Origin of the sequence: Campylobacter sp. US50a, from assembly GCF_004379015.1 — a bacterium.
Classification (GTDB): domain Bacteria; phylum Campylobacterota; class Campylobacteria; order Campylobacterales; family Campylobacteraceae; genus Campylobacter_D; species Campylobacter_D jejuni.
In genome coordinates, this window is sequence record NZ_RYYJ01000006.1 from 1 (window position 1) to 15,062 (window position 15,062).

The following is a 15,062-nucleotide window of genomic DNA, read 5'->3' on the forward strand; positions in this document are numbered from 1 at the left end:
TCTACCTGTATAGTTATTATCTACACAAATAATTTTATTGCCTTCACTAAGCAGTCTTTTACATAAATTAGAACCTAAAAATCCGCTTCCCCCAGTGATTAAAATAACTCTCATTATAAATACTTTCTTAATTTCAATAAAAGTTATTATTATAATTCAAACTAGCTTATATTAAAATAATTTTTAAAAATTTCCCTAAACGATAAGAATAATGTTTTTTGATTTTTCTACTTTCTAGATCTTCACCAGAAGAAGAAAAAACAATAAAAGGGTAATTTTTGATTGCTTCTTGAAACAACTCTTGTTCTTTTTGAATATTTAATATCATTTTTTTAGCATTTAAAACAATTTTTATTAAACCTCTTAAACTTCTATAGTTAGATAAAACAAATTGCCCTAAACGATAAGACAATTGATATTTAAGACATTCTGCTCCACTTAAATGAAATTTTTCAAAATAATCTTTTAATTCTTGCAGTTTATTTTTAAGTAACAACGGATCTTTATCTATAAAAAAAATAATCAAAGTTCTATCAAGCAAAGTAGGCAAAAATGTTTGTTCGACGAGGATTGATATTTCATTATTTGAATTATATTTTAAAACTTTTATCAATTCCAAACAAGTAAAAATCCAATTCATAGACATTTGGTACCTTTTTAATTCATAGGTATTTTTATCAAATTCTATATATAAAGCATACAAATAAGAGTTAGTATTTATGCTATATTGTTTTTGATTGCTTATACTGCTTTCTCTAAAACGATATATATACTTTTTCTCAGGATATATATATATATTATCAGTCATAGAAAAAAGTGCTATACCAAAATGATGATCTTCATGGATGATCTGATTGATAAATTTAATATTAATTTTTTGCAAAAAAGTAAAGTCAATCATTCCTTGCCAAGCATACCAAAATAAATAATTACCTATTTCTCTAGTCCTTTTTAACCATTGCAAAGGAGTAATGATTTGTTCTTTTGCGTAATTATAAATTTCCATTTGAGTTGCTTTATTTTTATTTAAAAACTTATAATCAAACCAAAGAACATTAACCCCATTCATTCTTTTTACACACTCTTCTATACAATCAAGTTCCCAATAATCATCAGAATCTAAAAAGATAATATAATCTATACTAGGATAAATAAAATCAGCTAAATCTTTAGTAGCATGAAAAGCTTTATAACTTTTATACACTGTATAAATTTCATAGGGATTATTACCTTCTATATTAAATTCGATTAAAGAATTTTTTTCTAAAATTTGAGTTTTATTTTTAAGTATATATTTTCCACTAAAATACTCTATGCCGACATTTTTAGCAGAACTATGACCACCATTTTTTTTATCAAAAAGTATAAATCTTTCATCTTTTAAAGTGTATTCTTTAGCTATATTAAATGAGTTTTCATCTGTGCTACCATCATTTATAAGTACAACTTGTAAATTTTTATAAGTTTGATTAATAACACTATCTAAACATTCTTTTAAGTATTTTTCTACATTATAGATTGGGATAACTACGCCTACTGTTTTATTCATCTTTTACCTAAAATATTTTCTTTTTATTCTAAAAATCTTTTTTTTATACTATAAAAAACACTATTATATTTTTTATAGTATTTGCTAGGATCTTGAATAATACAAGAAATTTCAGATATTTCACTAGCTTTAAACACTGTTTTATCTAACTTATCATAAATAAGTGAAAAATCTTGCGAAAATTTATATAAAAATTCTAACTTATACTTATCATCAATACGCCTTAAATTCTATAAATACATTTTAAATTTAAAATAATAAAAAACATCTTGCAATCTACTTTTAAGCTCTAAATTTTTATCAAGAAACTTATCTAAAAACTCAAACTCATCACAAACGCAATATATTTTATCTTTACTCTTAACTGAAGCATGTTCATTATCTTGTCTATAAAAATAAAACCCTTCTTTATAGAAATAAATACTTGAAGCCAAACTTAAAATTTGAAACCATAATCCTATATCTTGATAAGAAGCTCCTTGTGTTTCATTTGCTCTTATATCATGTTTTTTTATAAAATCCATTTTATAAAGACTAGATTGATTCATATTCCAAGAATTTATAATAATACTTGGATTTAAATACGAATTAGTTTTTTTATTATACAAAGTTTGATCATAACATATAGAGAGATTTTTAAAAATTCTTTCTTTCTCCTTATCTTCAAAACCAATAAAATCAGATTTAACTACTTGGTAATCTTGATTGCGGGCTAATCTATAAAGTTTTTCACACATATCTATTTTTATATAATCATCACTTTCAACTATTGTAAAATATTCTCCTTTAGCTTCTTTTAATCCTAGATTAATTTGATAACCCAGACTCTTTTTTTTTGAAAAAATAATTTTAATTCTACTATCTTGCTTTTCATATGATTTTAATATATCTATAGTTCCATCAATTGAATACGCATCTATACATAAAATTTCAATCTCTTTTAAACTTTGAAAAATCACACTGTCTAAACATTCTTTGATATATTTAGCCGAATTATAAGAAGGGATAATAACAGAAATTTTAGGTTTAACTAAACATTTATACATTTGCATTCTTTTTAGCTCTCAAATCCTCAAAAAACCCCTTAGGATTAAAAAACAATTTTCTTGCCAAACGATAAAATTTAGTATGTGAAATCATAGCGCCAAGATACTCTAAACCTAAAATTTTCATCAAAAATGAAAAAGGTCTTATGCTTCTAAGCTCATACAAATAAGGTTTATAAACAAAAGATCTTAAAGGATAAAAGCTTTTATCATATTTTTGCGCCATCAGCATTTTTTCTTTATCAATGATGATTTGATAAAAAATTCCATCATGCTCAAAACTATAAAGCTCGTTAATCAAATAATAAAGCATTTCATACAAATCATGCTCATCGTCATTGTTTTGACTTAAAAAATCCAAGATAACTTTTTTTTCATTCTTCTTTAAAGTTAAAAAATATTTTTTCATTTGATAAAGTTTTTGCTCGCTTAAATTTAAATCTTGTTTATAATCTAAATTTAAATTTTTTCCAAAAAACCAAGAATGAGGTAAAATTCCTTTTTGAAAATAAAAAATATCACAATAATCTATACCATCAATTTCTTCTTTTATACTTGCATCCAAAAATATTTTAGTGATTTTTTCTTGTTGTAAAAAATCCAACAAAAGTTCATATTTTAACTCCTTAGCTATAAAAAAATCACTTATATTTTTATAAATGATTTCTCCCACATAAACACTAATATCCTTAAAATCATAATTTTGATCTTTAAAAAGCATTAAAACTTTTTCACCTTTGGCTTTAAAAACTTGCAAAGGTTTTAAATCGTGTTTTTTGATATTTTTTAAATGCTTATAAAAAAGCTGATGATTCTTATCTTTATTTTGCATATAAGCATTTTGATTGGGTTCTATATGATAAAAATGATACATATAAATTCCATAAAAACAAGCCTCATAACCAAGTAATGAAAACCAAGATCTAAAACCTTTAAAGTCAAAAAAATTCCAATTTCTAGCATCATAGCTTAAATTAACAGGCATTTTTTCAAAACTCACACAAGTTTTTAAAATTCTAGCAAAAAGATCAAAATCTTCATAACCATGTCCGATAAAATTTTCATCATTTCCGCCCAATCTTAAAAACTGATGTTTATTTATCACGATACTTGAAGTAGAACTTGGGGAAAAAAATTTTACCCAAGTATTTTTTGCTGTAAATAAATCCTCTTGTATTAAAATATCCCAAAATTTATCATCGTATTGTTTTAATTTTTCATTAGCTTCTTTACTAAGATACACTACGGGTAAAACTATCAAAGCATTGATATTTTGAGAAATATTTTTAATTTGAATTAGTTTTAAAATTTTTTCAAAATTATCCAAAGAAATATAACAATCCACATCCAAAAACAAAAGAACATTTGAATGCGCATAACTTGCTCCTAAATTCCTACATCTTCCTTGAGAAAAAGCTTTTTGATCCATATCTTTAAGATAAATATGATGGTTTGCTTGGATAAAATTTTTAAGCTCGTGATCTTTAGATGAATACCCTTCAACGAAAATAAATTCTATATTCTCATCGCTTTGAAAAGATTTAGCCTTTTTAACAACCCTTTCTTCTATATAAGGACGCTCCTTACTTAAGCCAAAAGGGATAATAACAGATAAAAGAGCCATTAAACATTTCCTATAGCATAAAGTTGGATAATCCCTACAACTTTTTCTTCTTTCCCTACTATAATTTCTTTAATTTTATGTTTTAGCATGATTTCTTCTGCTTCACTTGCCATAGCATCAGCATCGACTACTTTAGGATTAGTGCTCATGATTTCTTTAGCTTTAAAATCAAATCTTGGCTTATCACTTGCCTTTAAAGCACGACGCAAATCTCCATCGGTAATAATGCCAACCAATTTTTCATTTTCAAGCACCACACAAAGCCCTAGCTTTCCACTAGTCATCACATCAACAAGATCATTAAATTCAGTATCAGGATGCACTATAGGAAGGTTACTTGAAACCATAAGATCTTTTACCTTGGTTAAAAGCTTACGTCCCAAACTTCCCCCTGGATGAAAAAGGGCAAAATCATCGGGCTTGAAATTTCTTACCTTCATCAAAGCAGCCGCTAAAGCATCCCCCATAACCAAAGTTGCCGTTGTCGAAGACATAGGAGCAAGCTGTAAAGGACAAGCTTCCTTTTCCACAGCTATATTTAAAAATATATCGCTTTGCTTTACAAGGGTAGAATTTTTTTTACCACACATTACTATAAGTGGAATTTTACGCTTTTTTATGGCTGGAATGATTTTTAAAATTTCTTCAGTTTCTCCTGAATTTGAAATAGCAATTAAAACATCTTCGGAAGTTAACATTCCAAGATCTCCATGCAAAGCCTCTCCTGGATGGATGAAAAAGCTTGGCGTTCCTGTACTTGCTAGAGTAGCTGCTATCTTAGCACCTATATGGCCTGATTTACCCATACCACTGACTATACAACGCCCTTTGGTATTTAGCATCAAATTCACAGCTTGATTAAAATTTTCATCTAAGTTTTTAGTCAAATCCAAAATAGCTTGCGCTTCTTTTTCAAAAACTTCTTTAGCTATTTCAAGAGTATTCATTTTTAAACCTTAAAGATTAAGCACAACATTGGTTGCGATAGCAATTTGATAAAGAATTTGAGTTAACATTGAAAAAATTTGCAAATTCTCACTATCCACTTTTGGCAATACCAACACAGAATCGCCTGGTTTCATATCTATACCGCTATGATATTTTTCAGCTTTTCCATTGCTTCGTATCACCAAAACTTTTGAAGTATCCGCTCTTTCTCCATAACCTCCTGCAAGATTGATATAATATCTTAAATCTTTACCCTTATCATACACAAAAGCCCCAGGTAAAGAAACCTCGCCTTGAACTATGACAAGATTATTCTTACTTGGTACATTAATAGTATCACCATCTTCTAAAATAACCGAATTATAAGATTTTGGATTATCGATGACAATTTGGCCTTTTGGTTGCACTTGCTTAGCTCTTTGGATAAATTCTAAAATCGTTTTTGCTTGTTGAGCTCTTATAGCTGCACCTTGAGATGTAACAGAACTACTAGTTAAAGCTAGAGTTTCAAGCTCTTTAAGCTGAGCATTGATAAGTTCTTTTTGAGTTCTAGCTACACTTTTTCTAAATACTTGCAAAGCTTGCATGTTTGATTGCGGATTAGCTTTGATTAGTTTAGAAATATCTTCTAAAGTCGTTCCTTTACCCACAACCAAAGTTTTTAAACCATTATGCTCACCATTTATACTTATAGTTATATTTTCAGAAACATACTCAGGGTGAAATTCTACCTCATCTCCCGTTCTAAGTAAAACTTTTGAAAATTGCATTTTATTATAAGCACTGACATCAAGTTTATGATCTTCACCATAACTTTTTACGATAGCATTAGTTACGATAGGTTTAGCACCTGATACTCTAGCCAAGTCAGCTAAAGTTTTAATATCATTTGAAAGTTCAAAACGAAAAGGTCTTTGCACATCACCATTAACAAAAGCGTAATTTTGAACATTTCCTACTAAGATAACATCTCCGCTTCTAAAAGGAAAAAGATCCATTTGCCCCTTTAGTAAAAAATCATATAAATCGATATTTTTTATCACGCTATTATTGCGCAAAATTTGAATATCTCTAAAACTTCCATATTCTAAATTTATACCCCCTGCTTTATCAAGATACTGGATCACTGAATCTGAACTAAGTCCTTGATAAAGTCCTGGAGCATTAACACTTCCTGTTACAAAAACACTGACATTTTGATAAGCATTCATATCTGCATAAACAAAAACATTGCTTTTATAGATTTTATTAACACGCGCTTTTATAACACTTACAAGGGCACTATTTTTCACACCTAGTAAATTTACAGCTCCTACTTTAGGGATAAAAATATTTCCTTGAGAATCCACCACTAAAACTTGCGAAAACTCAACAGCTCCCCAAATTTTAAGACTGATTTGATCACCGACTGCGATCTTATAATCTGGATTATAAACTCTTTGATTGTAATTTTTAAAATTTCCATTAAAAAGATGAGCACCAAATACTAAAATTTGATGAATTTTTGTAAGATTATTTTCTTTATTTACTATATCATAATTTGAGCTTAAATTTTGATCTATGCTAGTTGTAGTAGAACCTTGATCCTCTGCTGAAATGATTTGCGAAACATCCACGGCTCCAAAACATAAAATACAACTAAAAAATAAAATTAATATTTTTTTCATTTTAATACTTATGCTCCTCTATTATCATTTTAATAAATTTAACAATCCCAAAAATCAAAGATAATACAATAAATGCTGTTAAAATATCATAAATTCTTTCAGGATATTTTGCGCTTTCTGGAATATCTGGACTTTGAATGATGACAAGTTGTTTTATTTTTCTTAATGCTTCTATTCTAGCACTTTCATAAGCTTTTAAAGCTGCTTCATAAGCTTTTTGCGCAAAAGTAGCTTCTATAGTTAAATCCTGAAATTTAGCAGCCAAATCATTAAGCTTTTGAGAAGAATTGTTAGCTGAAATTTTAGATTTTTCCCTTAAAAGCTGTTTTTTAATCGCTTCAATTTCTGCTTTAAGTGCTACTACTTCAGGTGCTGCATCATTCATATAACTTTGCAAAGTTAAAAGTTTAGCTTCTTTTTGAGCTAGATTAGCCTCAATTTGTGCAACCAAACTTGCTTTAGTTTCAGCTTGCTTTAAAGGATCAAAAACTCCGTATTTATTTTGAAAAGCAATTAAATCATTTTGTGCTTTTTGATATCGTTCTTTGTATTTTTGTACTTCATTTTCAGCAAAAGCCATTTGTTCTCTGGCTGCTTTATGAGAGATTTCGTTGATAAACTTTTCGCTTTCTTGCATAATAGTTTGAGCAATCAAATGAGCTGATTTAGGTGTAAAACCCTCCACTTCAACTTTTAAAAGTTTAGTGGTTTCATCCGTATGAACCTTAACTCTTGCTTGATAGTATTTAAGATAAGATTCTATCGAGCTTGAATCCCAAATTTTAAAAGGCAAGTCTATATGTTGTTCTTGATAAAGACTTTTAAGTTTAATTTTCTCATCCAAAATCTTTAACATATCACTTGATTCTATATAACCTTTTAGATAATTTAAATCTTCTTTTGCTGTAGAAGTACTACTAAGCAAAGACAAAATTCCACTTGTTTGAGCACTTTCTCCACTTGTTGATCTAACATCTAAAATCATCGTACTTACATATCTTGGAGCCGCGATTAATACATAATAAATCACAACAAAAATCATTACAAACCAAACAATTTTAAAAGAATCAAATATGTTTAAATCTTTGATTCTTTCCAATAAAGTTTTATTTTCTTCCATTAAGCTTTTCCTTGATACACAGCTATTCCTTCGTCTACATCATCATAAACCGTAATTTGTCCATTTTTCATATAGATTATTTTATCACACCATTCTTTAATTTCAGCTACATCATGAGATACCATAATCACTTTTGATTTACTTAATCTTTCTCTATATAATTTCACGCTTTTTTCCCTAAAAGCAGGATCTCCAACAGCCCCTGCTTCATCGATCAAATAATAATCAAAATCAAAAGCCATACTAAGTCCAAAAGCTATCCTAGCACTCATTCCCGAAGAATAAGTCTTCATAGGCTCATCAAAAAATTTCCCAAGCTCTGCAAAATCTTCTACGAATTTTACTTTTTCTTGAAGTTCTTTACCCTTATATCCATACACTCTAGCTACAAATTTAGCATTATCTCTAGCAGTTAAAGAACCTTGAAAAGCTCCGTTTAAACCCAAAGGCCAGGATAATTTTTTATTAGTAATTATCTTACCACTATCAGGAAGCTCTGCCCCGCTTAAAAGTCTCATGAGAGTAGACTTACCTGCTCCATTGCCCCCCATCAATCCTATACTACAATTTTCAGGAAATTCAAAAGTAAAATTTTTAAAAACATAATGTCTTCCACCGCTAAATAGAGGATAAGATTTTGTTAGATTGATTAACTTTATCATTCTTTTTTTGCCGCCGTTAAAGCTTGTCTGTTATAGTAATAGACAAAAAGTCCTATAAATAAAACAAGTAAAATCCAAAATATAGCATAAAAATAACTATATTCATCTTGCAAAGGATAATTCTCAAAAAAATTAAATCTTAAAAGTTCAAAAATATGAAGCAAGGGATTATAATATAGCATATCAAGTAAAGGGCGAGGGGTTAACCAAGTAGGGAGTATAATACCTGAAGTCCAATAAAACACTATACTAAAATAAGCTAATAAAGTTCTTAAAGGCTCTACAAAATGCCAAATAATAGCAAAACAAATCCCCAAAGCAAAAGCTGAGCACATAAGTAAAAAAATACAAAATAAAACTCCAAGTAGATGAACAGGAAATACATCAAATCTAAAAAACCATCCTGCAAAAAAAAGCACAGTGATAAAAATCACAAAATAAATACAAAATTCGAGCAAAGCTCTAGCAATAAATACATGTATAGGCTTTACAGGTTTATAAGCAAAAAGAGCCAAATTTGCCTGAGTACCATTCATAAGTTGAGTTACTATACTTCTAAACATAAAATAAGGCATAATACCTGAAATTAAAAACATAAAAATAGAAATTCCTTCAGGCATAACTTCATGATGATATTCTCTTATAATGGTGACAATTACTGTAATAGCAAGTGTTATTGACATTGGTTCTCCAACTACCCAAAGATAACCTAAATGCCTATTAGCACCAAATCTAGTTTTTAACTCTCTAAAAAATAAAGCGTGAATTACATTTAACATTTATTTTCTATACCTAACAATTTACATAAACTATAATCATAACTCATTTTTTTAAACAAAATCATAAAAATTTATTTTTTACAAAACTCAAGTTTTTTACCAAGTCCTAAAGCATTGTTAGTAAATTTAAGCCAAAAAAGCTCTAAAGCATAAATTTTTGCACTTTTATCAAGTTTAGCAAAGGGAAATTTAGAAAAATAAATTTTCATTTGCTCCTTGCTTGCCATTTTAAACTCGGCCTTAGCTTGCACACCTTTTAAAAAGGCTATTTTATTTTCTTTGGCTATATTAAGTGCTATACTTGAATTTTCACTGGCCAATCTTATATGCTTAGTATCTTCATGAGAAGCAATAATAAAAGCTAATTTCTTCTCGTCAAAAACATAGAAAGCACTAGCTGTATAAACACCTTTTTCATCAATCATAGCCCAAGATAAAAGCTGCTCATTTTTTATAAATTCTAAAATTCTTTCATCCATATTATAAAAATTATACTAAAATATTTTTAAAAATAACCGATTATAATTTTATAAACTATAAATATAAGGGGAAGAAATGCAAATTGATGCTAGCAAAAACCAAAGTTTTTCGATGGATTATACAACAAAAAGTGGCAAACATTTAGCCCTTTCTATGTATGATAATCAAAGTGTAAGTTATGCAAATAATGAAGAAGGTAAAACTCTTAATCTTAAGCGTCAGTATGGCTTTAGCTTTACTTTTGAAGGCTCTAAGCTCACACAAAATGATCTTGATGAGATTAAAAATGCTATGAAAGAAGTTGAACCTATGATCAAAGACTTTTTAGCAAATTCTAAAGTCGGAGAGTTAAAGCCAAAAGAAATTATAGAATCAGCTATGCAAATGGCAAATGTTTTACCAACACCAAATGATGAAAACCATCAAAATGCTATTATGAATAATTTTACAAATAAACTCAGTGATTTACTAAAACAAAATCAAACAGATGATAAAGATATCAACACTTCTATGCTTGAAGATAGCAAAAAACTTCTCGATAAAGTTTTAGAACAAATGAAAAAACAACTTGAAAAACAACAAGAAAAAGCCAAGGAAAATCAAGATAAGACAGATGATAGTTTAAATCTTTACGCTTAAATCATATAATATTAAAAATTATCAAGGAGTTTTTAAATGACAAATATCGAAATTTTAGAAAATATGCTCAAACTCCAACAAAAACTCAACGATGAAACGAACGGCTTAAATTGGGAAAATGGCTATACCAAAGAAGGAAAACTGATCAGTTGGAGACGCTGTATTTATATGGAATGTGCAGAACTTATAGACTCTTTTGCATGGAAACATTGGAAAAACATTTCAAATCCAACAAATTGGGAAAATGTGCGTATAGAGATTATCGATATTTGGCATTTTATCTTAAGTCTTTTACTTGAAGAGTATCGCGATAAAAACGGTAAAGATTTCAAAGCTATAGCTACAGAAGTCAATGCTGCAAGTGTGTTTCAAGATTTTTGCAAAGAAGAAGAACATCCTAATGAGAGTGATATTTATGGTATTTTAAATGATATAGAGCTTATTATCCATAAATGCAGTGGCTTTGGATTTAATCTTGGAGAATTACTTTCAACCTATTTTACTCTAGCTATTAAATGTGGGCTAAATCTTGAAATTCTTTATAAAACCTACATAGGTAAAAATGTTTTAAATATCTTTAGACAAAACAATGGCTACAAAGATGGCAGCTATAAAAAAACTTGGAACGGCAAAGAAGACAATGAAGTTTTAGCTCAAATTTTAGAACAAGAGCTTGATTTTGATACTATTTATAAAAAACTAGAAGAATACTACAAAAAGGCATAATTTGGATATTTTAAAACTTGCGATCAAAGATTTTTTAAGTCTTAAATTTTTAAAATTTGCCTTAATTCCTTTGATTTTTAGCCTTGTACTTATGCTTTTTTTAGGAGCACTTGGCTTTTCAGCCTTGCTGGATTATTTTAATTCTTTATTTAGTGTTGGAGAAGATTCGTTTTGGGCGTGGTTTTATGCCCTTCATTTTGTACAAATTTTAATCACCATCATAAGTTTTTTATTTTCAGGTTTTATTATAGTTTTTGCTTCAGTTTTTTTAGCCCTTTTTATCACTTCTTTTCTTACCCCTTTTATCGTTAAAGAAATCAACCAAAAATATTACCATTATGATAATATAAACGAAGTTTCAACCCTAAAAACTATCTTTGAAATTTTTAAAATATTGATAAAATTTATAGGGATTTTTTTACTTTGTACCTTGACTTTATTCTTACCTTTTATCAATATTTTTGTATATTATCTTGCCTTTTATTATCTCTTTCACAAACTTTTAATGCTTGATATTACTAGCACGATTTTAGACAAAGAAAGTTTTAAAAATTTTCATTCTGATTTTTCACCTTTAGAGTTTAAATTTAGCACTCTTTGTTTTTATCTACTCTCATCAGTGCCACTTTTAGGACTTTTTTTGCAAGTGTTTTTTGTGATTTTTCTCACACATTTAGCCTATCAAAGAATTTTAAAATTAAAAGCTAAGGCTTGAAATATCGATTTTGTGATTATACAAATAAGCTCTTAAAAGTCTTGGAATTTTAGCTATTCTGCACTCTTCTTTGAAATTTTTGGGTAATTTTTGACAAGTTTCATACTCAAAAACAATAGCTTGTTCGTTTTTATACACAAGTGCTATTTTGCCACCTAAAACACAATCACCTTTTAAAAGCTCCTTTCTTTGCGCTGCACTTAAAAGCAAGCCTTTCATTTTTACCGCTCTAGCAATCAAACTTTCATTTTTAGAGCAAATAAGAAGCCCTTGAACTTCTTTGATGTTTTCAAAATCATAAAGTTTTTTCCTATCTTCACCAAGATAAGAAAAGCTTCTTTTTAAACCCTGATGAAATTCACTCACAAAGGCATTGGAGAAATTTTTTCTTATATAATTTCTAAAATATTTTTCATTTTCATTACTTTCATCATGGAAATAAAAAATATCTTTTTCTTTTAAAAAAGATGAAATTTCATCTTTACTTATAAAGAGCAAAGGGCGTAACAGTGTATAATTTGAGCGTTTTTCATACTCTTGCATACCTAAAATTTCAGCCAAACCTGCACCACGAGAAAGTTGCATCAAAAACCATTCAAACTGATCGTTTAAATGATGGGCTAAGATAAGATGATCATAATCTTGCTCAAGACAAATTTTTTCAAAAAAATCATAGCGAAAATCTCTGGCTTTTTTTTCAAAATTACTTTGAAATTTAGGAGCGTGTTTTATGAAAATTTTTTTATGAAATTTCAAAGCAAGTTCTTTGGCTTTTAACTCTTCTAAATCACTATTTTTTCTAGTTTTGTAATTTATCATCACAAGATCAAAGTCGATCTTTTCTCGCATTAAAAGATAAAAAAGCGCACTAGAATCACTTCCATAAGAAAAAGCAAGTAAATTTTTACCCTTTTTTAAAAGGGATAAAATTTCATCTTTAATTTGCATCTACTTTTCTTAAAGCCTTAGCAAGGAGCTTTTTATCAAGGTTTTGTAAAATTTCACATTCATAAATTTGCCCCATTTCTAAATTTCCACATTCGCTTTCATTGATAAGAATTTCCCCATCAATCTCTCTATCCCATCTTAAATCTTTAGCTGCGATGAAAAACTCTCCCTCGCTACTTTCTCCCGTGCAAACTACTAAACGCTTTTGCCCTACTTCTTTTTCAAAACTTTTTTCTATGACTTCATCAACAATTTTTTCTATAATTTTAAGTCTTTTATTGATCACTTTAAAAGGCACTTGCTCCATATCAAAAGCGGCCGTATCTTCTTCCTTAGAATACGCAAAAACGCTTATCCTATCAAAACCAAAATCTTTAACAAACTCACAAAGCTCTTCAAAATCCGCTTCGCTCTCACCTGGATGCCCTACGATAAAGCCTGTGCGTAAAAAGCTATTTGGCGCACTTTTCATTAAATTTAACATTTCTTTAAGTCTTGTGCTATTTGCCCCACGCTTCATGATTTTAAGCATATTATCACTTATGTGTTGCAAAGGCATATCAAAATAATTTACAAAAATTTCAGAAGCTATAATGCGTTTGATCAAAGCTTCGCTCGCACTCGTAGGATAAAGATATAAAATTCTAGCTGCTCTTATGCCTTTGATTTTTTCCACCTCATCAATTAAGCGTATAAGCCCATCTTTTTTACCCTTATCAAACAAATAAGAACTCGTATCTTGTGCGATAAAAGAAAAGTCCTTATAACCTCTAGCTACCAAATCTTTAAGCTCAGCTACAATGCTACTTATTTCGCGAGATTTTAACTTACCTTTAAAACTTGGGATGGCGCAAAAAGAACATTTTTGATTACAACCTTCGGCGATTTTTATAAAAGCATGGGAATTTGAACCTGTAATAATGCGTTTGGAATTTTCACTCTGCAAATAAGTCGAATTTGAAAATAAATTTGTTTTTTTAAGTATCATTTCATCGACTCTTTCATAATCACCCACACCTGTGAAAAGATCAACCTCAGGAAGTTCTTTCATAAGTTCTTCGCGGTAACGCTGCATCAAACAACCCGTAACCACCAAAAGAGAATCTTTTTTTCTTTGTTCGTGCAAATCCAAAATCGCATTAATGCTTTCTTTTTTTGCACTATCGATAAAACCACAGGTATTTACGATTAAAACATCAGCATTGTTTGGCTCATCGCAAAGCTCATAAGCACTAAGGCGTCCTAGCATGATCTCACTATCAACTAAATTTTTATTACAACCTAAAGACACAAGATAAAGTTTTGGCATTATTCTCGCTTTTTAAATTATTTTCTGGTATTATATCAAAAATAAATAATAAAATAATTTAGGAGAAATTTTATGAATAAAAAAAATGTAATTTTATTAGGCGCAAGTAATTCCAGAATGCCTGGTGGTATTCAAGATGGTTTAAACCAAGATAATATCAATCTTATAAATTTATCCTTAGGAGGAACTTCATCTCTACATAGAGTTTATTCTTTAAAAAGAAAAGAAAATCAAGAAGTATTAAAAAAAATAGATTTAATAATCATAGAAGTTAATATTATGGATATTTATATGTGTTATGAGCTTAATTTAAAAACTGCGATAAATAATATAACATATCTTTATGATGAATTATCGGCTTTTAAAACAAAAATACTAGTTCTTTTACTTTTTGATTTTAGAATTGCACAAAGGAAAGGATTTATTATAAACAATTTTCATAGATATAAAGCCAAAGAATATGGATACAATGTTATAGATGTTAATGATGTTGTAAATAAATTGAATTTAAATGACTTTTTTATGAAGCCTGACTGGTGTCATATGTTAACTTCCATTATGTATCAACTTGGAAAAAATATTGTCAATAATATCTCTTGCTTTTATCTTCCACATAAAAATAAACAATTTAATTACCAATTTGAAATAATCACTCCAGATCAGTTGGAACTTTTAAATGGAAATAATCCTGACAAAAAAATAATCAAAAATTTAATGTATAAAGAAATTCTCTATAAAATTGATAAAAATCATATTCTTAAAATACCAAAAAAATATGATGGATTTCAATTAATAGGAATACACACCTTTAATAATGCAAAATCCAAAATTACCCCGAAAAATATAAATT

General features: G+C 28.6%; 16 protein-coding genes. 4 read left to right on the forward strand and 12 right to left on the reverse strand.

Features of this window, described 5'->3' with window-relative positions; all coding sequences use genetic code 11:
• From ELQ11_RS04955 to ELQ11_RS05000, 10 genes are all read right to left on the reverse strand, one after another.
• The coding region (locus tag ELQ11_RS04955) for an NAD-dependent epimerase/dehydratase family protein (protein ID WP_126264490.1) at nt 1-114 on the reverse strand (114 nt) is incomplete at its 3' end.
• Between the two features lie 52 nt (nt 115-166).
• Nucleotides 167-1,549 (reverse strand): glycosyltransferase family A protein, encoded by a 1,383-nt coding sequence (locus ELQ11_RS04960; RefSeq protein ID WP_126264489.1) that lies wholly within the window; start codon nt 1,547-1,549, stop codon nt 167-169.
• Nucleotides 1,550-1,779: 230 nt separating this feature from the next.
• Nucleotides 1,780-2,595 carry a glycosyltransferase family 2 protein gene (locus ELQ11_RS04965; RefSeq protein WP_243833537.1) on the reverse strand — a complete coding sequence of 272 codons (816 nt, stop codon included), beginning with the start codon at nt 2,593-2,595 and terminating at the stop codon, nt 1,780-1,782.
• A complete protein-coding gene (locus tag ELQ11_RS04970; RefSeq protein ID WP_126264488.1) occupies nt 2,588-4,219 on the reverse strand; it encodes a glycosyltransferase in 1,632 nt (543 codons plus the stop codon). Before ELQ11_RS04970 ends, ELQ11_RS04965 begins: the two co-directional genes overlap by 8 nt.
• Entirely contained in the window at nt 4,219-5,166 is a 948-nt protein-coding gene (locus ELQ11_RS04975; RefSeq protein WP_044779285.1) for a KpsF/GutQ family sugar-phosphate isomerase, read from the reverse strand. Before ELQ11_RS04975 ends, ELQ11_RS04970 begins: the two co-directional genes overlap by 1 nt.
• 9 nt (nt 5,167-5,175) lie before the next feature.
• Nucleotides 5,176-6,834 carry a polysaccharide biosynthesis/export family protein gene (locus ELQ11_RS04980; RefSeq protein ID WP_126264487.1) on the reverse strand — a complete coding sequence of 553 codons (1,659 nt, stop codon included), beginning with the start codon at nt 6,832-6,834 and terminating at the stop codon, nt 5,176-5,178.
• A 1-nt stretch (nt 6,835) separates the two neighbouring features.
• Nucleotides 6,836-7,954 carry a capsule biosynthesis protein gene (locus ELQ11_RS04985; protein WP_126251935.1) on the reverse strand — a complete coding sequence of 373 codons (1,119 nt, stop codon included), beginning with the start codon at nt 7,952-7,954 and terminating at the stop codon, nt 6,836-6,838.
• Nucleotides 7,954-8,616, reverse strand: a complete 663-nt coding sequence (locus tag ELQ11_RS04990; protein ID WP_060816414.1) for an ABC transporter ATP-binding protein — start codon at nt 8,614-8,616, stop codon at nt 7,954-7,956. The genes ELQ11_RS04985 and ELQ11_RS04990 overlap by 1 nt, the downstream gene beginning before the upstream one ends.
• Nucleotides 8,613-9,395 carry an ABC transporter permease gene (locus tag ELQ11_RS04995; protein WP_126231671.1) on the reverse strand — a complete coding sequence of 261 codons (783 nt, stop codon included), beginning with the start codon at nt 9,393-9,395 and terminating at the stop codon, nt 8,613-8,615. The genes ELQ11_RS04990 and ELQ11_RS04995 overlap by 4 nt, the downstream gene beginning before the upstream one ends.
• A 71-nt stretch (nt 9,396-9,466) precedes the next feature.
• Complete coding sequence (locus ELQ11_RS05000; protein WP_134225175.1) at nt 9,467-9,874, reverse strand: hypothetical protein; 408 nt, start codon at nt 9,872-9,874, stop codon at nt 9,467-9,469.
• Between the two features lie 76 nt (nt 9,875-9,950).
• Here ELQ11_RS05000 and ciaI point away from each other — a divergent pair, with 76 nt between their 5' ends.
• From ciaI to ELQ11_RS05015, 3 genes are read left to right on the forward strand one after another with little or no spacing between them, the layout of a single operon-like run.
• On the forward strand, nt 9,951-10,514 hold the full coding sequence (gene ciaI / locus ELQ11_RS05005; RefSeq protein ID WP_044779959.1) for an intracellular survival protein CiaI: 564 nt from the start codon (nt 9,951-9,953) through the stop codon (nt 10,512-10,514).
• Between the two features lie 36 nt (nt 10,515-10,550).
• Nucleotides 10,551-11,240 (forward strand): dUTPase, encoded by a 690-nt coding sequence (gene dut, locus ELQ11_RS05010; protein ID WP_072223667.1) that lies wholly within the window; start codon nt 10,551-10,553, stop codon nt 11,238-11,240.
• Nucleotide 11,241: 1 nt separating this feature from the next.
• Nucleotides 11,242-11,955 carry an EI24 domain-containing protein gene (locus tag ELQ11_RS05015; RefSeq protein ID WP_072223668.1) on the forward strand — a complete coding sequence of 238 codons (714 nt, stop codon included), beginning with the start codon at nt 11,242-11,244 and terminating at the stop codon, nt 11,953-11,955.
• Here the strand turns inward: ELQ11_RS05015 and tilS are convergent.
• Both tilS and rimO read right to left on the reverse strand, forming a co-directional pair.
• Nucleotides 11,938-12,903, reverse strand: coding sequence for a tRNA lysidine(34) synthetase TilS (gene tilS / locus ELQ11_RS05020; protein WP_126264485.1), 966 nt, complete (start codon nt 12,901-12,903; stop codon nt 11,938-11,940). The genes ELQ11_RS05015 and tilS overlap by 18 nt on opposite strands.
• Nucleotides 12,893-14,212: a 30S ribosomal protein S12 methylthiotransferase RimO gene (rimO, locus tag ELQ11_RS05025; protein ID WP_134225176.1), complete on the reverse strand. Its 1,320-nt coding sequence runs from the start codon at nt 14,210-14,212 to the stop codon at nt 12,893-12,895. Before rimO ends, tilS begins: the two co-directional genes overlap by 11 nt.
• Nucleotides 14,213-14,284: 72 nt before the next feature.
• Between rimO and ELQ11_RS10075 the strand changes: the two genes are divergently transcribed.
• Nucleotides 14,285-15,062 (forward strand): SGNH/GDSL hydrolase family protein (locus tag ELQ11_RS10075; RefSeq protein WP_208359338.1); only part of this gene is annotated, 778 nt, incomplete at its 3' end.

Bases quoted from the DNA above. Each gene is read 5' to 3' on its own strand.
- ELQ11_RS04960 (WP_126264489.1), bottom strand. From the start codon at position 1,549: ATGAATAAAACAGTAGGCGTAGTTATCCCAATCTATAATGTAGAAAAA.
- ELQ11_RS04965 (WP_243833537.1), bottom strand. From the start codon at position 2,595: ATGTATAAATGTTTAGTTAAACCTAAAATTTCTGTTATTATCCCTTCT.
- ELQ11_RS04970 (WP_126264488.1), bottom strand. From the start codon at position 4,219: ATGGCTCTTTTATCTGTTATTATCCCTTTTGGCTTAAGTAAGGAGCGT.
- ELQ11_RS04975 (WP_044779285.1), bottom strand. From the start codon at position 5,166: ATGAATACTCTTGAAATAGCTAAAGAAGTTTTTGAAAAAGAAGCGCAA.
- ELQ11_RS04980 (WP_126264487.1), bottom strand. From the start codon at position 6,834: ATGAAAAAAATATTAATTTTATTTTTTAGTTGTATTTTATGTTTTGGA.
- ELQ11_RS04985 (WP_126251935.1), bottom strand. From the start codon at position 7,954: ATGGAAGAAAATAAAACTTTATTGGAAAGAATCAAAGATTTAAACATA.
- ELQ11_RS04990 (WP_060816414.1), bottom strand. From the start codon at position 8,616: ATGATAAAGTTAATCAATCTAACAAAATCTTATCCTCTATTTAGCGGT.
- ELQ11_RS04995 (WP_126231671.1), bottom strand. From the start codon at position 9,395: ATGTTAAATGTAATTCACGCTTTATTTTTTAGAGAGTTAAAAACTAGA.
- ELQ11_RS05000 (WP_134225175.1), bottom strand. From the start codon at position 9,874: ATGGATGAAAGAATTTTAGAATTTATAAAAAATGAGCAGCTTTTATCT.
- ciaI (WP_044779959.1), top strand. From the start codon at position 9,951: ATGCAAATTGATGCTAGCAAAAACCAAAGTTTTTCGATGGATTATACA.
- dut (WP_072223667.1), top strand. From the start codon at position 10,551: ATGACAAATATCGAAATTTTAGAAAATATGCTCAAACTCCAACAAAAA.
- tilS (WP_126264485.1), bottom strand. From the start codon at position 12,903: ATGCAAATTAAAGATGAAATTTTATCCCTTTTAAAAAAGGGTAAAAAT.
- rimO (WP_134225176.1), bottom strand. From the start codon at position 14,212: ATGCCAAAACTTTATCTTGTGTCTTTAGGTTGTAATAAAAATTTAGTT.